Genomic DNA, 21553 nt, shown 5'->3' on the forward strand with positions numbered 1-21553 from the left:
AAGTGTAAGACTGCTTAAATAGGATTATATTTAAATAATGGAGGATACGGTAAATGAAAATAGAAAGTGAACGTTGTTTAATAAGAGAGTTTAGGAAAGAAGATATGGATAGCTTTATGGATTATAGAAATGACTTGGAATGGATGAAATATCAAGGTTTTAAAGGATTGAAAAAAGAAGAGTATATAAAAAGTATAATAGGTCAAAATAATCTAGAAGAAGGATTTCAATTAGCGATAATCGAAAAGGATAAAAATAAATTGATAGGTGACCTGTATCTCAAAAAAGAGGAGAATATCATTTGGATAGGATATTCAATAGCCAAGTCAATGTCTAGACAGCATTATGCCTATGAAGTCTTGTTAGCCACTGTTGAGTTTTTAAAAGATATTGATGTGAAATATATAAAAGCAGTAATAGATGTTGATAATGCAGCGTCTATAGCCCTTATAAAGAAACTAAATTTTTTGTATGAAACTGAAGAAAATGGAGAAAAAATATTTTTTTTAGAACTTTAAAATTCTAAATGAAATAATATGAAAAACTATGTTTGCATAAATATTTAGTGATATATTATAGATAAGAGTGGTAGTATGTACAAAATATATAGAAATGTTGACAATATCTCTTTGGTCGAATTATAATTATAGATTGTAAAGACGATTAAAATTCAATAATATTACATATAAAGGGTGGTAAATAGATGTCAGAAAAATTTAAAGAGAGAACAAAGATAGTTATAGGGCAAGAAGGTATAGATAAACTAAAAGATGCAAGCGTAATAGTATTTGGCTTGGGTGGTGTAGGTAGTTATGTTGTAGAGGGGCTTGTAAGAGCTGGAATAGGCAATCTAACAATAGTTGACTTTGATACGGTAGATGAAACAAATATAAATAGACAAATACCTGCACTTTACTCAACTATAGGCCAATACAAGGTAGATGTATTGGAAAAAAGAATAAAAGATATCAATCCAGATATAAATCTTACAAAACATCAATCCCTATTTGATGAGTCCAACTCAGAGGAGCTATTAAGTGGAGATTATGATTATGTTGTAGATGCCATAGATATGGTTAAATCAAAAATACATCTAATAGAAAGTGCATATAATAAGGATTTAAATATTATCAGTTCTATGGGAATGGGAAATAAATTAGATCCAACAATGATAGAAATAACTGATTTGTACAAAACAGAAATGTGTCCTCTTGCAAAAGTTATGCGTAGAGAACTTAAAAAAAGAGGAGTCAAAAAACTAAAAGTAGTATTTTCAAAAGAGAAACCAAAAGATACTGCAGAGCTATTAGAAGATGGTGTGATGAAAAGAGTCAACGGCAGTATGTCATTTGTGCCACCTGTAGCTGGCTTAACTATTGCATCATATATTGTCAGAGATATAATCTCTGAAAAATAAATACAATCTTTATAAGCATTTATGATTAGATAAGGAAGATGATTTAAATATTTATGAATATAAAATAAATATTTAAGTAGAGACTTATAATAATAGGTAATCATAAAAAATTATATAATAAGTTTTATAAGTATATAAGTAATTGGAAAGTACCTATAAAAATATCTAAATAGAGCAGATAGCTATCTGCTCTATTTAGATATAAAAATGCCTTCTTTATTAAAATAAAAACTAATATTAGAATATTCATCGGTTCTATATATCTTGGAATTACACTCTTGAAGCTTAGCGATTGTTTCTTCATTTGGGTGGCCGTATCTATTTTTATATCCACAAGAAATAACTGCTATGTCAGGTGAAAGTAAAGATATAAATTCCTCACTAGAAGAAGTTTTGCTTCCGTGATGTCCTACCTTTAGAAAGTTGCAATGTGTTAGTGAATATTTATTTAAAATATCTTTTTCTATTTCACAATCTGCATCTCCTGTAAATACAAATGAATATTTATCATAACTCATTAAAAATACAATAGAATCTTTATTTGGGTCAGAAGAAATTTTTGACGGAGAAAGTATATATACATTGACATAATTTCCTATATTAATATTATCATCTGATTTTAAATATTCTATATTGATATTAAAATCCATTGATTTTTTCAATATGTTCTCTGTTATTGGGCTTAATTTTTCTTCTTTGGAAAGAAGAATTGTTTTAGCCTTTATTTCATCCAATAGCTTTGAGGCACCACCTGAATGATCACTATCTGAATGTGTTAATAATAGATAGTCCAGTTTTTTTATTTTATTAATTTTCAAATCTCTTATTACATTTCTAGCAAAATCTTCCTCTCCTGAATCCACTAAAAGGCTTTTATTATCAGGTGTTTTTATCAAAATAGAGTCACCTTGACCAACATCTATCACATCTATTTGTAGTTCTTCTTGGCTTTTAGAACAAGAAATTAAAATAAAACATGATAGAATACAAAATATAATTTTCAAAAAAAATTTAATTAAATTTCTATTCATATAAAACGTTATCCTTTCCGTAAATGTAATTTTAGGGTTTACACTTAGTGATATAGGGTATAAACTAGGGTAGTTGGAAGAATATATTATTATAGGCTAAAATAATAATATATAAGCTTTTTTAAAAAGATATTTAAAAAGGAGTTGCTGTATGAATTTTAGATGATGATTTTACTGTTTTAGGTGAAATTTAATGTAAGTAATATTTAATAGCAATTTGCTGAGTTTATGAAAAATAAAATAGATAAGTTTTTTTAAAGGTTAATTTGGTAAATTTATAAAAGGTAATTTAATAAATATAGAACATTAATGGTACAGTGAAGTGTGCTGTTATAAATAATATGAAATTGGTTATAGTATAAAAGATATAAGGAGTTGTTTTTTTTATGGAGTTTAAAGAAATAAATATAGAGGCAAAGGAAGTATTAGATAAGTATTTTGGTATGGTAGATTATGAGGCTTGTGAATACTGTTTTAATACACTTTTTATGTGGCAGCACTCATATAAAACGTGTTATCATATAGGTGATGGCTTTGCGGTATTGGTCGGTGAACATAATGGAGAGGTATTCTCTATACTTCCATTAGCACCAAAGGAAAAAATACCAGAAGCAATAGATTATGCACTTAATTGGTTCAATACTGATAAGCGTAAGATTTATTTTAGAGGTATAGATAAAGATGTTGTAGAGATGCTGAAGGAATTACACCCTGGAAGATTTGAATATACAGCAGAAAGAGATATATTTGACTATGTATACGATGCTGAAAAAATGAGAACTGTTAGAGGTAGAAAGTTGAGTGGAAAGAGAAACCACCTTAACCATTTTGCCAAGGAATATGAAGGCAGAGTAGAGAGACGTCTATTGACAAAAGAAGATTTTCCCGAGTGTTTTGAACTTCTTAGAAGTTGGAATAAAACAAAGAGTGGTGATGATGAATATGAAGATAGTATAGACGAAGAATTTATAGGCATGAAAAAACTTTTTGATAACTATGATGTAATAAGTGACAAACTAAAAATCTATGGTGTATTTATAGACGGAAAATTAGAAGCTTTCAGTATGGGTGAAAAGATAAATGACAATATGGCTCTTATACATATTGAAAAAGCGAATGCAGATATAAGAGGTCTTTATCCATATATAAACAAAATGTTCTTAGTAGATGAGTTCCCAGATGTAGAATGGGTCAATAGAGAAGAAGATATGGGAGTTGAAGGCTTGAGAAAGGCAAAACTTTCTTATTATCCAGAGAGATTCGTCGAAAAATACACAGTAAGAGAAGTGTAAAAATAGAAAAAGAGGTTGATACTATGAATATTAGATTGTGTAATAAAAATGAGACTAGTCAGGTAAAAGATATTTGGAAATACTGTTTTAATGATAGTGATGAATATGTAGAATTTTACTTTAAATACAAGTTTAATCCCCAAAATACAATCGTTCTTGAGGATGAAGGCAATATAATATCTTCACTTCATTTGAATCAACATAAGATACATTTAAATTTTAAAGAATATGAAACTTCATACGTAGTAGGGGTGTCTACTCTTCCAGAAGCTAGGGGAATAGGCAAGATGAACGACCTTATGAATAAATCGCTTAGACATATGTATGATTTAGATCAATCAGTATCAATACTTATGCCGATTGACTTTAGATTATATACAAAATATGGCTATGAAAATTGCTATGATATGTTAGTACAAAAGCTTAGCATATACAATTTGAGAAAATATAAAACAAATGGAATATTTAAAAGGGCAGATAATGCAGGCGATTTGGAAGACATATACAGTTGTGCAGTGTCTAGATACAATGGATATGCAATAAGAGATACAAAATATTTCGAAGAATTTATTGAAGAAATGAGAGCAGAAAAAGGCTATATCTATATAAATTATAGAGATGGTGTTCCTGTTGGATACATAGTATACTCTATTGATTCAGATGACTTTAATGTAAGAGAATGTTACTACAAGGATATAATATCTTACAAGTCATTACTTAAATTTATCTTCAACCATAATACACAGTGTAAAAATGTAACAATGAATTCTCCAATGGACGATCCTTTGAGATTTATGTTGGATAATCCTAGAGAGTCATCTTTTGAGATAAGCCCGTTTATGATGGCAAGGATAATCAATTTTTCAAAACTAATAGATGAGTTGGATGTCACAATGCCTTATCCAGAGTTAGAAAATGGTGAAGAGATCTTGATCGGTATAAAAGATGACCAAATAGAAGAAAATAATGGTATCTTTAAAATGTATACTGAAGATAGACGATTAAAGACAGAAAAGGTAGGCGATTTAAAAGATAAAAACGATGATTTGGATGTTTTTACTATAAATGAACTTACTTGTATGTGTTTTTCTTACCATAGCATCGATGAAATTGATCATATTAGGGAGAAAAAAATTGCAAATATAATAGATATTAGAGATATTTTTTCTAATATCAAGAATGAACTTACTATAAATCATATAAATGAATATGTTTAAAATATAATAACGAATTTTAAATAAGTGCAGATAAATATCTGTGCTTATTTTGTTTTTTTGACTATATACTACTAAAGTTCAGATATCTAAGATAATATTTATATCTCAATTAAAATGTAAATTTATTTTATCAGAAATGGATGATGGTATGAAGGTAAGAAGAATTGGCGTATTGATATTTATAATATTAATACTTTATAGTTTCTTAACTACAAATGTGCAAAAGAGCCCTGATGTCCATTCTAAGACGGGCGCTGTAGAGGGAACAGTAACTAATATAGTATCATCAAAAAAATGCAAACAGTACTATATAGGAAGCTATCTAGCTAGTGATATGTCTGGAAAGGATAGAGAAATTTCAATTGGGGATGATATAAGGGTATTTGGTGAATATAATAACCTAGATAACTTTTATATTAAAGATTTTAATTTTGGAAGACACTTAAGAAGTAAGGGTATAGAAAAAAGTATCAAAGTGAAAGAAGTAGAAATATTGGGTGAGAATAAATTTTTTAAATATCTTGGAAGCTTTAAAAATACTCTGGCAGATACCAACGACTATCTCTATAAGGAAAAAGCTGATGTTTTAAATGCAATAACTCTTGGAATTAAGGACAATTTAGATCAAGACACAAAGTATATATTCTTAGATTCTGGAACTAGTCATATTATGGCTATTTCGGGATTACATATATCAATTATACTTTCTATGGTGATAGCTATGTTTGGAGGGATTACAAACATAAAAAGACTCATATCGATGGCTATATTATTAATTATTTATAGTTTATTAGTGGGTGGAGGAGCATCTGTCAATAGAGCAATAGAACTTGCAGTATTGAGTATAATAGCTTTTTTAATAGATGAAAGAGCTGATGCAATCAATTTAATATGTATTATAGGAAGTATTATGATAATTGAAAATTCATATATTATCTATAATATTTCCTTTCAGCTTAGTTTTTTAGCAGTACTTTCTATTTTGATTTTTAATAAGTATATAAAAAACTATGTATATTCAGATATTCTATCAGTTACAGTATCTTCAAATATATTAACATTTCCGATTGTGGCTTATTCATTTAAAGAGGTCTCTTTAGTTGGGATAGTGGGAAACATAGTAGCAATACCATTTGTGGGTATAATAATTTTTTTAGATTTTTTATCGATAGGTATGTATTTTATATCTATAAGATTAGCGATTATTATTTCATATGTAAATGCTTCTATTTTATCTTCAGTACTGTTTTTATTGAAAAAAATAGGCAATTTTGGAGTGAGTAACCTTTTATTTAGACATATTAGCCTATATAGAGTAGCCATGTATTATTTTATAATAACCTTTTTGATGGTGGGGTTAGAGATATATATGATAGAAAAAAATAGATATAAAATAACTAACAGTAATAATAAATGATATAGCAGTAATAATAAATTATATGACAGTAAGTATTATAAATTTGCTTTAATATTGTGTGATTTAGGTATGCTTAGAATCAAATGATAAAGTAGAAGTCATTTAATATGCTTTTTCATAAAAATCTAGTGAAGGCTATATTTTTAATTCGGGGTAAATCATATATATTTTGAGTAAAATAGTTAGTAAAAACATACAATTTCTAATATTTAAACATTGGATATAAGAAAAGCTTTTCTACTATTTAATAGAAAAAAACATAAAATTTATGATATAATAATAAGGAAACTCTAAATATGGAGGGATATTATGGAAAGAAAAGAATTGCTGTCAAATCTTGAAAATAGAAAAATTGAACAGATTTATTTGATATACGGAAAAGAAAGCTTTCTTATAGAGGAAATACAGGAAAAATTTAAAACTTTAGTAGATAAAGATATGATGGATTTTAATCTTAGTGTTCTAGATGGAAGGGAAAGTAATCTTGAGGAGTTTAGATCCTCTGTAGAAACACTTCCTTTTATGGACGAGAAGAGATATATAATTGTAAAGGATTTTGAACTTTTAAAAGGGAAAAAGAAAAATTTTAATGATTCTGATGAAAAAGAATTAGTAAAGATTTTGGAAAATATTTCTGATACAACAGTACTTGTATTTATAACACACGGAGATGTAGATAAAAGAAAGGCAATATATAAATCTATAAACAAGCTAGGTGTAGTCTGTGAGATGAAAAAATTAGATGATATGTCACTTTTAAACTGGTGCAAGCTTCAATTCTCAAATAGGAATGTTGAAATAAGTAATTCAGATATTACCTATTTTATAGAATCTACTGGCTACAGAGATAGAACATCTGAGATGACCCTTGGAGATGTAGAACAAGAAATTATTAAGCTTTGTTCTTATGTTGGTGATGATGAATCTATAACCAAGGATATTATTAGAAACCTAATGAATTCAAGAGTTGAAAATGATATATTCCAATTGATTGATATGATCGGAAATAAAAATGCGAAAAGATCATTTAAGATTCTAAACGATATGATAGATAGCGGAGAGTCAATTCTCGGCGTGTTTGCTATGCTTTCTAGACAATTCAATCATATAATACAGGTAAAGTACCTACAGCAAGATAAGATGCCACAAGCGGTAATTAAGGATACTCTTAAGATGCACCCTTATACTTTTAATAAGGTTGTTAGACAGGCAAAAAATTATGATGAAAATGGAATTGTAAGCATTTTAAACTATATATCAGATTCTGATTATAAGATAAAACAAGGATTGATGGAAGATAATTTGGCAGCAGAGATACTAATAGCAAAATATTGTAGATAATTATTATATTAAAATGAATATTTTACAAAAAACTACCCAATTTTTCATAAACACAACTTATGTTTAAATTAGGTAGTTTTATTTGTACAGAAAAATATATTTAAATTAGAAAATTTAATAACCTATATATAATATATAATTAAATTTAGAGTAAGTTATGGTTTTAGGTTTAACATAAAAGTGTATATATAATTAAATAAAATTCTAAATATTATAGAAGTAAAAACTATTATTATATGTAATATGAAAGTATCAAAGATATTTGACAAATAAAGACAATAAGTAAGAAAGCGCATTTATGTTTTGGAGAGTTTTTAAAGGGAAAGATAATATATCATTAAAATAACGAGATATATTTTGAGATAGATTTATTGAAAATTAAATAAGAAAAATGAGGGAAGAAATAGTAAAATTATACTTGAAAAGTTTATTTAGAAAAACTAAAAAAGATAAGCTTTCCAATTGGAAAGCTTATCTTTTATCTAGTATTTTCAAACGTTTGACACACAAGATATAATCTATATATTGCGTAGTCACAATTATAAATGATACCCGTCGATATCAAATTGTCCCGCATAATTAAGCGTTCATAGAGTTAAGCTTATTAGCAAGCTTTGATACCTTTCTATCAGCAGCATTCTTATGCATAGTTCCCTTAGATGCAACCTGATAGATTCTCTTCTGAGCTGCTCTGAAGTTAGCTAAAGCTTCATCCTTATTTCCAGAAGCTACGGCCTCATCAAATCTTCTTATAGCAGTCTTTATCTGAGATTTTCTAACTCTATTTAAAGCAGTCTTCTTTTCAATAACACCGATTCTTTTCTTTGCAGATTTAATATTTGCCACGTAATTCACCTCCCTGTCGTAAATCTAAATTCATAATCAACATACATAATTTTAACAGAACTAAAAGTAAAAATCAAGGAAAAAAACAATTTTTAATAAAAAAATTAATAATTTTATTTCTATTATTTACCTTGACGGAGTTTTAAAGTAAAATATATAATGAATACTTATGTAAATTTGAAAAGGAGTAGTTAAAATGGGAAATAGACAAAGTAAAACTAGGAATTTTAGTATTATTGCTCATATAGATCATGGTAAATCAACTCTTGCTGATAGATTAATTCAGAATACTGGACTAGTAGCTGATAGAGATATGAAATCACAGCTATTGGATAATATGGATCTGGAGAGGGAAAGAGGTATCACTATAAAGTTACAGAATGTAAGGTTACTTTATAAGGCGAAAGATGGAGAAGTATACCATCTAAATCTAATAGATACCCCAGGGCATGTTGACTTTAATTATGAAGTATCTAGAAGTTTGGCAGCTTGCGAGGGCGCACTACTAGTTGTAGATGCTGCCCAAGGAGTAGAAGCTCAAACTTTAGCAAATGTATACCTAGCTCTAGAGCAGGATTTAGAAATTTTACCAGTAATAAACAAAATTGACTTGCCAAGTGCAAGACCTGAGTTTGTAAAAAATGAAATAGAAGACCTTATAGGAATAGACAGTGCTGAAGCACCAATGATATCCGCAAAAAATGGAATTAATATAGAAGCCGTTTTGGAAGATATAGTAAAGAATGTTCCAGCTCCACAAGGAGATTCTTCAGCGCCTTTAAAAGCCTTGATATTTGATTCTTACTATGATGCATACAAGGGAGTTGTTGCATATGTTAGAGTTTTTGAAGGTACAGTTAAAAAAGGCATGATTATCGAAATGATGAATAGTAAGAAACAGTTTGAAGTAACTGAGGTCGGTGTTATGGCACCAGATCCAACAGTACTTGACGATCTTACAGCAGGTGATGTTGGATATATTGCAGCAAGTATAAAAGACATTAGAAGCTGTAGAGTTGGAGATACTATTACAGATGCTGACAATAGAACTGATTCAGCACTTCCAGGATATAAAAAGGCAACACCAATGGTATACTGTGGTATATATCCAGGAGAAGGAGAAAAGTATGAAAATGTTAGAGATGCGTTAGAAAAGCTTCAAATAAATGATGCCGCTCTAGAGTTTGAATCTGAATCTTCAGCAGCTTTAGGGTTTGGTTTTAGATGTGGATTCTTGGGGCTTTTACATATGGAGATCATTCAGGAAAGACTCGAAAGAGAGTTTGATCTAAATATTATTACAACTGCACCATCTGTTATATACAAAGTAACAAAGCTAGATGGTGAAGAGGTAATGATACAAAATCCAGCAAACCTACCTGACCCTAGTGAAATTCTTACTATAGAAGAACCAATAGTAAATAGTGATATTATTGTTCCAAAAGATTATGTTGGAGTGGTGATGGATCTTTGTCAGGAAAGACGTGGAAATATGAAAAATATGGAGTATATGGATGACACTAGAGTTATGCTTCATTATGAACTTCCATTAAATGAAGTAATATATGACTTTTTCGATGCTCTTAAATCTAGAACAAGAGGTTATGGTTCTATAGATTACGAAATGAAGGGGTATATAGTATCTGATCTTGTAAAGATGGATATACTAATAAATAAAGAACAGGTAGACGCACTTAGCTTTATAATACATGAAAGTAGAGCTTACGTTAGAGGTAAGTCTATGTGCGAAAAATTAAAAGAAGAAATACCTAGACATCAGTTCCCAGTACCTATTCAGGCTGCTGTTGGCAACAAAATCATAGCAAGAGAAACTGTCGCAGCTTATAGAAAAGACGTTCTTGCAAAATGTTATGGTGGAGATATCTCAAGAAAAAGAAAGCTTCTTGAAAAGCAGAAGGAAGGTAAGAAGAGAATGCGCCAGATTGGTAATGTTGAGGTACCACAAAAGGCATTTATGTCAGTTCTTAAGTTAGATGACTAAAGAAGGTGTTTAATTGAAAAATATAGATAGAAAAGAACTTGCTCTGGAGATAGATTCCGGAGCAAGCTTTATAATTGAAACATTGGAAAAATATGGTTTTGAAGGGTTTGTGGTAGGAGGATGTGTAAGAGATTCCATTATGAAAAGAAAGCCTAACGATTGGGATATTACCACAAATGCAACTCCAAAAGAGATGATGAATATCTTTGATAGAACTATCCCTACAGGCGTTGAGCATGGAACAGTAACAATAATGAAAGATCATATTGGATACGAAGCAACTACATACAGAATAGATGGAAAATACTTAGATATGAGACATCCAAGTGATGTTATATTTAGTGAAAATATTATAGATGACCTATCTAGAAGAGATTTTACAATAAATGCTATGGCATATAATAATAAAGTAGGTTTGATAGATAGCTTTAATGGAGTAGAGGATATAAAAAAGAAACTTATTAGGTGTGTTGGTGATCCTGATCAAAGATTTAATGAAGATGCTTTAAGGATGGTTAGAGCAATTAGATTTTCTGCTAAATTAGGATTTGAAATAGAAGAAAAAACTTTTTCTTCTATTTTAAGAAATTCAAAAAATGTAGAAAACATATCTATAGAAAGAATAAATAAAGAATTAGAAGAAATAATAGAATATAATTCTTCTAAATTAGAGTATTTTAATACTGTAAAGCTTTCAAAATGGCTATTTAATGGCTATATTTTAGATAGAGAGAATTTGGATAATGCATATAGGCTAGATAGCTTTATTGATGATCACCAGTTTTGTAAATATTTAGATAGTGAAGATCAAGAAAAAAAATACAAACAGGCTCTAAAAAGAGCTCTTATATTTGAAGAAATATCTAAAGAAGAATTAAATAAAATAATGAGAAATCTAAGGTATTCAAAAAAAGAAATAGAATATACTATTTCGATACATTCTATACTAAAAGATGAAAAATATGAATTGTTAACTGAAAATACGAGTAGTGATGCCGATAAAAAACTATTATTAAAGTATATTTTACGAGATTTAAACAACATATATCTTGTAAAGTATGCAATATATTCAAAGTTTATTGAAAAAAATACAAATCCTTCTATCTGTTTTATGCTATTTAATGATATAATAGAATTAGGAGAATGTTTTTCTATTTCTCAATTGAAGTTAAACGGAAGAGACATAATAAAAAATGATATTGCAAGTGGAGCCCAAGTAGGCAAGATACTTAGTGGGCTACTTGAGCATGTAATACACAATCCGATTGATAATGAGAAAGACCAACTTTTGAGTTTGGCTAGAAAAGCATAAAATTACGAAAATTTGGAGGTAAATTTATGGACTATAAGTCATTAATTGTGAATGGAAGATCAGTAAGACATTTTAAAGAAACAGCAGTTGATGCAGCTAAAATATTAGAAATTGAAAATTTTATAGCTGATTGCAAGAAATTAGTGCCATCTATAACAGTTGAATCAAGATTTTTTGCTGGAGATGATACTTATAAGAGATTGTATGGAATAGCTGGTTATCAGGGAGTTATGATTGAAGCACCTAACTACTTGGTATTACTTTCAGAAGACAAGCCACAGCATCTTGAAAATGCAGGATATATAGGCGAAAGAGCAATATTAAAGGCTAGAGATTTAGGTCTTGATAGCTGTTGGATATCATACTCTGATAGAGATATGGTAAAGAGAGTTTTAAACTTAGACACTGATATGGAAGTAGTAGCTCTTATAGCTCTAGGGTACGCAAGCTCAACTAAAAAAGTTGAAGGAATAACTAGAACAGGAGATAACTATTCTCAGGCTGATATGTCTGTTGAAAAGATGGGATCTACTTCTGAGAGAATTTCTTTGGAGGATATGGTATATATAGATAAGTGGGGAAATGATGCTACGTCTGAAATACTAGAAGAAAGAGCTCTATTGGATGCTTTCTCATATGCAAGAATGGCTCCTTCAGCTCTTAATAAACAGCCATGGAGATTTATAGTTGATGGTGGTCGAGTTGTACTAGCAATAGATAATGAAAATTATAGTGGTAGTTATCTAAATAAGATTGACGCTGGTATAATAATGTTATACTTTGGAGTTATATTAGATATAACTATGTTTGATTCTAAGTGGGGATTTGATGACTTAGGTAAGGACTACGGTATACCATCTAACTATAAGGTAGTTGGATATTGTAATATATAAGAAATAAAATCAAATAAAATAATAAAAAATTAATTTATTATTTTGAAATTATATTTACTTTATAATAAAGAAAGAATTTTATTTCGAAAAATATTATTTAAGTTATTTTGTTTTATAAATAAAAGTGAATAATAAACATATTTAATGGAGCTATTGATGGTTATTTCTGTCGATAGCTCTATATATTTTTTAATAAAGCAAAATATGAGTGCTTAAATTTTATTAAAAAGAGGTATAATAGAAAAATAAATATATTACTATAAAAAAATTAGGAGGTGCAATATGGAGGCAAAAGGCCTATATATACATATTCCTTTTTGTGTACAGAAATGTAGATATTGTGATTTTACATCATATGTAGCAAGTGGAAATGAAATAGATAGATATTTAGATTCTCTAGAAAAAGAACTAGAAATGTATAAATTAAATGAAGAAGAGATCAGTACAATCTTTATTGGAGGTGGAACTCCAACAATATTGAGCACCATACAGCTTGATAGATTGTTTAAAATGATAAAAGACAGGGTTAATTTGCAAAAACTTGAAGAATATACTATAGAAGCAAATCCTGGGACATTATCAATTGAAAAATTAAAAGTAATAAAATCTGGTGGAGTAAACAGACTAAGTATCGGGCTTCAAGCTGTACAAGATAAACATTTACTTTTTATGGGTAGAATTCATAATCTTAAACAATTTGAAGAAAGTTTTTATAATGCAAGAAAGATTGGCTTTGATAATATAAATATAGATGTAATATTTGCTTTTGATAATCAAACTGTTGCCGATTGGAAAGAAACAATTGATTATGTTGCAGAAATGAAAGCAGAACATATATCTGCATATTCTTTAATTATAGAAGAGGGGACAGACTTTTTTGATATGTATGAAAAAGGAGAGTTAAAAGATGTTCCTGAAGAAAAATATTTGGAGATGTATAGATACACTGTCGATAAATTGAACAACTATGGATTTTATCAATACGAGATATCGAATTTTTGTAATGTTGGATATGAGTGTAAACATAACATAAAATACTGGAATTGTGAGGAGTATTTTGGGGTTGGAGTTGCTGCCTCAGGATACATAAATAATGAAAGGTATACAAATGTAAAGACACTTAAAGCTTATGCTGAAGCTACTACTGCCAACGTTTTCCCAATAGAGTTTAAAGAGGTGTTGGACTTTAAAGAACATTTCAACGAAAAAATAATGTTGGGATTAAGGATGAATTCTGGAATAAATTTGTCACTTATAGATAAAATCAATAATCAAGAGTTGGAAAAATGTATAATAAAAAGTATTGATAATTATCAGAAAAAGGGATATATTGAAAAGTGTAAGGACGGTACGATAAAACTTACACAATCTGGACGTGAGATATCTAATTCAATAATCATTGATTTGATGTTATAAAGATTAGAAAACTTTTAAAAAATAAGTCTTGATTTTTTGTTGGAGTATGTTGTACAATTATCTTACAGATGTGCTTAGGCATTGTACAAAAGTTAGACAAAGACAATTAAATATGCGGATGAAGATTCTATGAGAGAGCAATCGCCACCGAAGGGACAAGTAACATTTCCGTCAAGAATGTTATGAATTTCTCAGGTAAAGGAAGTAGAATTGGACGTATCTCTGAAGGTAAATGAATGACAGGGGGAATAAAGGACAACTTTATTTCCCTTTTTTATATTCAAAATTAGTTGGATGTCTAACATTTTATGAATATTTAAGATAGAGTTTGCTCCACTATTGATTTATTAAACTTTAAATGAATAGATAAGGAAAACATTTATTCCAATGGGGAAGAGCTGTTATCTCAAAAAAATGATATATGAAAGGTGATTTAGATGCTTTTAATTACTAATAATGAAAAATTTCTTGAATCAGAGGATTTTCTAAAATCAAACGATATAGAACTTAAATTTTTAGATAATAAAGATTATATAGGGATTTTAGAATATTCAAGAGATTTGATACACAAAGGCTATGAATTGCTTACTCATCCATTGTATGGAAGTGTTAAACCTAATGAAACAATATATAGGACCTTAATCTTGAAAGCAAATAAGGAATTGGATTTTAATTCATTAAGTTTAATTGAAGACGCAATTGAAACTGCAAATAAGTTTAAAAAAAATAAAATCACTCCCTTATGGACAGAGAGCGTAAAAGATGATTTCAGAGTAATTGACTACGATCTGATGAGTAAAACTATTGATAGAATACTCAATTAGAAAAATAGATTTTAAGATAAGCAAAATAGATTTAGCCGATTATAACTTATCTTTTCGAAATGACTTAGGTTAATCAATTAACATTAAAATGTGTGGAGGTATAAAATGGAAAATATTTATGATTTAATAATTATTGGTGGAGGTCCAGCTGGACTATCAGCAGGTTTATATGGTGCTAGAGGTAAACTTAAAACTCTTATCCTAGAAAAACAAAAAAATGGTGGTCAGATAGTAATTACTCATCAGGTAGACAACTATCCTGGATCAGTTGAAAATGCAACAGGCCCATCACTTACAGCAAGAATGGTAGAACAGGCCAAAGCTTTTGGTTGTGAAATTGAAAGAGGAGATGTTACATCTTTTGATTTTGATGGAGATATAAAAATTTTAAAGACAGCTGACAAAGAATATAAGACAAGATCAGTAATTATTGCAACTGGTGCTAATCCAAGAAAGATGAATTGTCCAGGTGAAGACCCATTAATAGGTAAGGGTGTATCATACTGTGCTACTTGTGACGCAGACTTCTTTGAAGACTTTGAAGTATTTGTTATAGGTGGTGGAGATAGTGCAATAGAAGAAGCTCAGTACCTAACTAAGTTTGCAAGAAAGGTAACAATAGTACATAGAAGACAAGGATTCAGATGTGCACCTACAGCACTTGATAGAGCAAAAGAAAATCCAAAGATTGACTTCTTATTAGATACAGTAATCGAAGAAGTAAAGGGCGATGGAATACTTGAATCTATAGTATTTAAAAATAAGATTACAGGTGAAATTACAGAACACTTTGCTGATGAAGAAGATGGTACTTTTGGATGCTTCGTATTCATAGGATATGTTCCAGAAACACACCTTTATAGAGATGTATTAGATTGTGATGAAGCGGGATATTTCATTTCAGGAGATAGTACAGAAACTAAGATACCTGGTGTATTTGTTGCAGGTGACTGTAGAGAAAAGCCAGTAAGACAGGTTGTTACAGCTACTAGCGATGGAGCAGTAGCAGCAGTAATGGCAGAAAGATATATAGCAGAAAAATTCAATTAATAAGTTGAATTTAGTCAATTATTGTAAGAAAATAATCAGAGTGAAAGATTCCATCAATTTGAAGGAACTTTACATAAATTAAAGTAAATATAGGAGGTTGTTGAAATGATCGAATTAACAAAGGCAAACTTTGAAGAAGAAGTATTACAGGGCGAAGGATATATATTCGTTGACTTCTGGAGCGAGGGTTGTGAACCTTGCAAGGCATTAATGCCAGATGTGCATAAGCTAGCTGAACAGTATGGTGATAAGGTTAAATTCTGTTCTATGGATATAACAAAGGCTAGAAGACTTGCAATCAAGCAGAAGGTACTTGGACTACCTACAATGACTATTTATAAAGATGGCGAAAAGGTTGAAGAAATAACAAAAGATGATGCTAATATAGCAAACATTGAAGCCATGATAAAGAAGTTTTACTAAATTAGATTGTTTATCCACTTAGTTAAATAGGTATTGCATCTGCTTATTTAATGATTATTAAATAATTGACATCAGACAAGGATTGCTATCCAATCCTTGAGCTGGGTCAAGGATTATAGTAGATAAATCGTTTATTTTATATTAATCAAGTTTATTATATTAAATTATTTTTTATAGGAGGTAACCTATGCGTCTTGAAATAGGCAAAATCTTCATTAAAGACATCCAGTTTTCAGATGTTACGAAGATAGAAAAAGGTGTTTTATTTGTAAACAAGGAAGAATTGATCAACACAATATGGGATGATGAACATCTTGCATCAGTTGATCTAGATATCGCTAGACCTGGTGAAAGCGTAAGAATAACACCAGTAAAAGATGTAATTGAACCAAGAGTAAAAGTTGAAGGTAAGGGTGGAATATTCCCAGGAATACTTTCAAAGGTAGAAACAGTTGGTGAAGGTAGAACTCATGTACTTAAGGGAATGGCAGTTGTAACAACTGGTAAAATAGTTGGTTTCCAGGAAGGTATCATTGATATGACTGGTCTAGGAGCTGATTATACTCCATTTTCTAAGACAGTAAATCTAGTAGTAATAGCTGAACCTGCTGAAGGTGTTAAGCAACACGAACATGAAAAGGCTGTTAGATTCTTAGGATTCAAGGCTGCTCAGTATCTTGGCGAATTAGCTAGAGATATGGAAGCTGAAGAAGTAAAGACTTTTGAAACTAAGCCATTGTTAGAACAAATAGCTCAATATCCAGAACTTCCAAAGGTTGGATATGTTTATATGTTACAGACACAAGGACTTTTACATGATACATATGTGTATGGTGTAGATGCTAAACAGATAGTTCCTACTATACTATACCCTACAGAAACTATGGATGGTGCAGTAGTATCAGGAAACTGTGTTTCTGCTTGTGATAAGAATCCTTCTTATGTACATTTAAACAACGGTGTAATAGAAGAATTATATGCTCAGCACGGTAAATCAATAAACTTCTTAGGTGTAATAATAACTAATGAAAATGTTTATTTAGCTGACAAGGAAAGATCTTCAAACTGGACATCTAAGCTTTGTAAATTCTTAGGTCTAGATGCAGCTATTGTATCTCAGGAAGGATTTGGTAACCCAGATACTGACCTAATAATGAACTGTAAGAAGATAGAAAACCAAGGAATAAAGACTGTTATAGTAACAGATGAATACGCAGGTAGAGATGGTGCTTCTCAATCATTAGCAGATGCAGATGTCAAGGCAGATGCAGTTGTTACTGGTGGTAACGCCAATCAATATGTAGTATTACCTAAGATGGACAGAGTAATAGGACATGTAGAATATGTAAACATCATCGCTGGTGGTAATGAACATTCACTAAGAGAAGATGGTTCTATCGAGTGTGAAATCCAGACTATAACTGGTGCAACTAATGAAACAGGATTTGGTTATCTATCTGCAAAGACATTCTAATTTAGATGACATATTTTAATTAATCTCGATAAATAGTTCTTAATTTATAAGAACTATTGATAGCATTAAACAAACATTAAGTATAAGCAATAAAAGAGTTGAGATATATTATCCAACGTATAAAAATAAATTAAATTAAAAGGAGTAATCGTTATGACAACTTTACAGAATAAAAAAGTTATAATAATCGGTGACAGAGACGGTATACCAGGTCCTGCTATCGAAGAATGTGTTAAAACTGTTGACGGCGCAGAAGTAGTATTCTCATCTACTGAATGTTTCGTCTGAACAGCTGCTGGGGCTATGGACTTAGAAAATCAGAACAGAGTAAAAGACGCTGCCGAAAAATTCGGTAACGAAAATGTTGTGGTTTTACTAGGTGCCGCTGAAGCCGAAGCTGCAGGTCTTGCAGCTGAAACAGTAACAGCAGGAGATCCAACTTTTGCTGGACCACTAGCAGGTGTTGAGCTAGGATTAAGCGTATTCCACGTTGTAGAAGACGCTATGAAAGAACAGTTTGATGAAGATGTTTATGAAGAACAGATAGGCATGATGGAAATGGTTCTAGATTGCGATGATATAGCTGAAGAAATGTCAGAAATTAGAGACGAATTCTGCAAGTATTTATAGAATTCTAAATGGGAGGTAAAATAATGTCAAAGATTAGAGTAGTTCATTATATCAACCAATTCTTTGCAGGAATCGGTGGAGAAGAAAAGGCAGATGTTGAACCAAAAGTTATGGAAGAACTTCCTCCAGTAAGTATTCAATTACAGAAAAAATTGGGTGAAGATTTTGAAGTAGTAGCTTCAGTTGTTTGTGGAGATAGTTATTTCAATGAAAATATAGATGAAGCAAGTGAAGAAGTATTAGATATGATCAAGGGATTTGATCCACAGTTATTTATAGCTGGACCAGCATTCAATGCAGGTAGATACGGAGTTGCTTGTGGTACTATAACTAGTGTTGTAAAGAATGAATTAAACATACCTTGCTTAACAGGTATGTATGTAGAAAATCCTGGTGCAGATATGTATAAGAAGGAACTTTACATAGTAGAGACTTCAAACTCTGCAGCTGGTATGAGAAAGGCTCTACCTAAGATCGCAAAATTAGCTACTAAGCTTGCTAAGGGCGAAGAAATAGGTTCTCCAGCAGAAGATGGATACATCGAAAAGGGTGTAAGAGTAAATTATTTTGCTGAAGATAGAGGATCTAAAAGAGCTGTTGATATGCTAATAAAGAAAATAAATGGCGAAGAATATGTTACAGAATATCCAATGCCAACATTTGATAGAGTAGATCCAAACCCAGCAGTTAAAGATCTATCTAAGTGTACAATAGCACTTTGTACATCAGGTGGTATAGTTCCAAAGGGTAACCCTGACAGAATAGAATCATCAAATGCTACTAAGTATGGTGAGTATGATATCACTGGTATAGATGACCTAACTGAAGAAGGTTGGGAAACTGCACATGGTGGATATGACCCATCTTATGCAAATGAAGACTCTGATAGAGTTCTTCCTGTAGATGTATTAAGAGACCTTGAAAAAGAAGGCGTAATAGGAAAGTTACACAATAAGTTCTACACAACTGTTGGTAACGGTACTGCAGTTGCTTCTTCTAAGGCTTTTGCAGCAGAATATGCAAAGAAATTAATAGCTGATGGTGTAGATGCTGTCATATTAACTTCTACGTGAGGTACTTGTACTCGTTGCGGTGCAACGATGGTAAAGGAAATAGAAAGAGCTGGACTACCTGTAGTTCATATGTGTACAGTTGTTCCTATTTCACTAACAGTTGGTGCTAATAGAATAGTTCCAACAATAGCTATACCTCATCCTCTTGGAAATCCTGCTTTAGAACATGATGAAGAAAAGGCTCTAAGAAGAAAATTAGTTGAAAATGCATTGAAGGCATTAACTACAGAAGTTGATGGACAGACTGTTTTTGAAGATTAATAAAAGATTATAGCTGTTAATAGTATTGGTACATCTAACTTTTCTAGGTGTACCAATATTAATATATGAATATATTATTAAATTTGGAGGTAATATTATGTCATTCCCAGTATTCAGAGGAGCAGGATATGTTTTGGTACATACTCCTGACATGATAATTAAGAATGGTACTACTTGTACTGTTGAACAGGAAATTAACCCAGATTCTGAGTTTTTAAAAGAGATCGATAGCAAGATAAGAAGTTATGAAGAGGTAGTAAACTATATTCCAAATCAGGTGTATATAGGAAATGTAAGACCAGAGTTCTTAGCTGATAAGAAGCTTCCTTGGTGTGAAATAGAGCACAAGGGTGAAAGACATGGTAAATTTGGTCAGATAGTTCCAGAAGATGAGTTTTTAGCTTTGATGCAGATATGTGATGCATTCGAGCTTGTAAAACTTTCAGAAGAATTTGTCAATGGCATCAGATCTACTATGGAAGAGAACTACAAAGAGTTAGAGCCATTCTTCAACCATCTTAAGGGTGAAGATATATCTAATGCTCAAGAGCTTTTAGACAACCATGTAGCAGAAGGATTATACTTTGAACATAAGTTGGTAGGATATGTAAAGAGAGCTCATGATGTAGATGTAAATTTAAGTGCTCATACTATGCTTGAAAACCTAGTAGTTAAGGCATCTGGTGTTGTATCTGCTTTAGAATTGCTTAGAAGTTCAGGCGTTCATAGAGAAGAGATAGACTATGTAATAGAATGCTCTGAAGAGGCTTGCGGAGATATGAACCAAAGAGGCGGAGGAAACTTTGCAAAGGCTATAGCTGAAATGGTTGGTCTGACTCATGCAAGTGGATCAGATACAAGAGGATTCTGTGCGGCTCCATCTCATGCTTTGATAAATGCAGCAGCTCTAGTTAAATCAGGCGTTCATAAAAACGTTATGGTAGTGGCTGGTGGTGCATCTGCAAAGCTAGGTATGAATGCTAAGGATCATCTAAAGAAGGGTCTTCCAGTATTAGAGGACGTTGTAGGAGGATTTGCAGTATTAGTTTCAGAAAACGATGGTGTTCATCCAATTATTAGAACTGATTTAGTTGGTAAGCATACAGTAGGTACTGGATCAGCTCCTCAGGCTGTTATGACATCTCTTATTACTCAGGGACTAGATAGAGTAGGACTAAAGATTCCAGATGTAGATATATACTCAGTAGAAATGCAAAATCCAGATATTACAAAGCCAGCTGGTGCAGGTAATGTTCCAGAAGCAAACTATAAGATGATAGGGGCCCTAGCAGCTACTAGAGGAGAAATAGAAAAGAAGCAGTTAAAGAGCTTTATCGCTGAACATGGTCTACCAGGTTGGGCTCCAACACAGGGACATATTCCTTCAGGAGTTCCTTATGTAGGATTTATGATGGATGATTTGACTACTGGTGATAGAAATAGAGCTATGATAGTTGGTAAGGGTAGTTTGTTCTTAGGAAGAATGACAAACTTATTTGATGGTATATCTTTTGTAGTAGAAAGAAACCCAGGCGTAGAAGAGGAAACTTCTTCAATATCTAAGGATGAGATAAGAAAGATAATAGCAGAATCAATGAGAAATATTGCCCTAGATATGATAGAAGAATAGGGGG

The 21553-nt window shown here is 30.9% G+C and carries 19 protein-coding genes and 1 riboswitch; of the genes, 17 read left to right on the plus strand and 2 right to left on the minus strand.

Annotated elements, in window-relative coordinates; genetic code table 11:
- Positions 1–53: 53 nt before the first annotated feature.
- Together RR561_RS05045 and RR561_RS05050 are read left to right on the plus strand one after the other, a co-directional pair.
- Positions 54–518, plus strand: a complete 465-nt coding sequence (locus RR561_RS05045) for a GNAT family N-acetyltransferase (RefSeq protein ID WP_332506465.1) — start codon at positions 54–56, stop codon at positions 516–518.
- Positions 519–703: 185 nt separating this feature from the next.
- A complete protein-coding gene (locus RR561_RS05050; RefSeq protein WP_332506466.1) occupies positions 704–1417 on the plus strand; it encodes a tRNA threonylcarbamoyladenosine dehydratase in 714 nt (237 codons plus the stop codon).
- A gap of 191 nt (positions 1418–1608) precedes the next feature.
- Here the strand turns inward: RR561_RS05050 and RR561_RS05055 are convergent, their stop codons facing one another.
- Positions 1609–2448, minus strand: a complete 840-nt coding sequence (locus RR561_RS05055) for a ComEC/Rec2 family competence protein (RefSeq protein ID WP_332506467.1) — start codon at positions 2446–2448, stop codon at positions 1609–1611.
- A 386-nt stretch (positions 2449–2834) separates the two neighbouring features.
- Here RR561_RS05055 and RR561_RS05060 point away from each other — a divergent pair, with 386 nt between their 5' ends.
- The 4 genes from RR561_RS05060 to holA all read left to right on the plus strand — a co-directional run bounded on the left by RR561_RS05060 (position 2835) and on the right by holA (position 7715).
- Positions 2835–3740, plus strand: a complete 906-nt coding sequence (locus tag RR561_RS05060; RefSeq protein WP_332506468.1) for a DUF2156 domain-containing protein — start codon at positions 2835–2837, stop codon at positions 3738–3740.
- Positions 3741–3763: 23 nt separating this feature from the next.
- Positions 3764–4957: a GNAT family N-acetyltransferase gene (locus RR561_RS05065; protein ID WP_332506469.1), complete on the plus strand. Its 1194-nt coding sequence runs from the start codon at positions 3764–3766 to the stop codon at positions 4955–4957.
- Between the two features lie 148 nt (positions 4958–5105).
- Positions 5106–6374 carry a ComEC/Rec2 family competence protein gene (locus RR561_RS05070; RefSeq protein ID WP_332506470.1) on the plus strand — a complete coding sequence of 423 codons (1269 nt, stop codon included), beginning with the start codon at positions 5106–5108 and terminating at the stop codon, positions 6372–6374.
- Between the two features lie 309 nt (positions 6375–6683).
- Positions 6684–7715: a DNA polymerase III subunit delta gene (gene holA / locus RR561_RS05075; protein ID WP_332506471.1), complete on the plus strand. Its 1032-nt coding sequence runs from the start codon at positions 6684–6686 to the stop codon at positions 7713–7715.
- A 579-nt stretch (positions 7716–8294) separates the two neighbouring features.
- On the opposite strand, the gene rpsT is transcribed toward holA, so the two are convergent.
- Complete coding sequence (rpsT, locus tag RR561_RS05080; RefSeq protein WP_106776773.1) at positions 8295–8561, minus strand: 30S ribosomal protein S20; 267 nt, start codon at positions 8559–8561, stop codon at positions 8295–8297.
- Positions 8562–8757: 196 nt separating this feature from the next.
- Here rpsT and lepA point away from each other — a divergent pair, with 196 nt between their 5' ends.
- From lepA to grdC, 11 genes are all read left to right on the plus strand, one after another.
- On the plus strand, positions 8758–10563 hold the full coding sequence (gene lepA, locus RR561_RS05085) for a translation elongation factor 4 (protein ID WP_332506472.1): 1806 nt from the start codon (positions 8758–8760) through the stop codon (positions 10561–10563).
- A 13-nt stretch (positions 10564–10576) separates the two neighbouring features.
- Positions 10577–11875 (plus strand): CCA tRNA nucleotidyltransferase, encoded by a 1299-nt coding sequence (locus RR561_RS05090; protein ID WP_332506473.1) that lies wholly within the window; start codon positions 10577–10579, stop codon positions 11873–11875.
- A gap of 26 nt (positions 11876–11901) precedes the next feature.
- A complete protein-coding gene (locus RR561_RS05095; protein WP_332506474.1) occupies positions 11902–12768 on the plus strand; it encodes a nitroreductase family protein in 867 nt (288 codons plus the stop codon).
- A gap of 282 nt (positions 12769–13050) precedes the next feature.
- The gene (hemW, locus tag RR561_RS05100; protein WP_332506475.1) at positions 13051–14184 is read left to right on the plus strand and encodes a radical SAM family heme chaperone HemW; all 1134 of its coding nucleotides are present in this window, start codon (positions 13051–13053) and stop codon (positions 14182–14184) included.
- A 118-nt stretch (positions 14185–14302) separates the two neighbouring features.
- Positions 14303–14401, plus strand: a riboswitch (glycine riboswitch).
- Positions 14402–14621: 220 nt separating this feature from the next.
- Positions 14622–15008 carry a GrdX family protein gene (locus RR561_RS05105; protein ID WP_332506476.1) on the plus strand — a complete coding sequence of 129 codons (387 nt, stop codon included), beginning with the start codon at positions 14622–14624 and terminating at the stop codon, positions 15006–15008.
- Positions 15009–15113: 105 nt separating this feature from the next.
- Complete coding sequence (gene trxB, locus RR561_RS05110; protein ID WP_332506477.1) at positions 15114–16058, plus strand: thioredoxin-disulfide reductase; 945 nt, start codon at positions 15114–15116, stop codon at positions 16056–16058.
- Between the two features lie 105 nt (positions 16059–16163).
- Complete coding sequence (gene trxA / locus RR561_RS05115) at positions 16164–16481, plus strand: thioredoxin TrxA (RefSeq protein ID WP_332506478.1); 318 nt, start codon at positions 16164–16166, stop codon at positions 16479–16481.
- Between the two features lie 187 nt (positions 16482–16668).
- Positions 16669–17955 (plus strand): glycine/sarcosine/betaine reductase component B subunit, encoded by a 1287-nt coding sequence (locus RR561_RS05120; protein ID WP_332506479.1) that lies wholly within the window; start codon positions 16669–16671, stop codon positions 17953–17955.
- A 153-nt stretch (positions 17956–18108) separates the two neighbouring features.
- Positions 18109–18585, plus strand: a complete 477-nt coding sequence (gene grdA / locus RR561_RS05125) for a glycine/sarcosine/betaine reductase complex selenoprotein A (protein ID WP_332506480.1) — start codon at positions 18109–18111, stop codon at positions 18583–18585.
- Positions 18586–18608: 23 nt separating this feature from the next.
- A complete protein-coding gene (gene grdB, locus RR561_RS05130; RefSeq protein ID WP_332506481.1) occupies positions 18609–19919 on the plus strand; it encodes a glycine reductase complex selenoprotein B in 1311 nt (436 codons plus the stop codon).
- Between the two features lie 97 nt (positions 19920–20016).
- Positions 20017–21549, plus strand: a complete 1533-nt coding sequence (gene grdC / locus RR561_RS05135) for a glycine/sarcosine/betaine reductase complex component C subunit beta (RefSeq protein WP_332506482.1) — start codon at positions 20017–20019, stop codon at positions 21547–21549.
- Positions 21550–21553 lie beyond the last annotated feature (4 nt).

Origin of the sequence: Peptostreptococcus sp. (genome assembly GCF_036639115.1) — a bacterium.
Lineage (GTDB): Bacteria > Bacillota > Clostridia > Peptostreptococcales > Peptostreptococcaceae > Peptostreptococcus.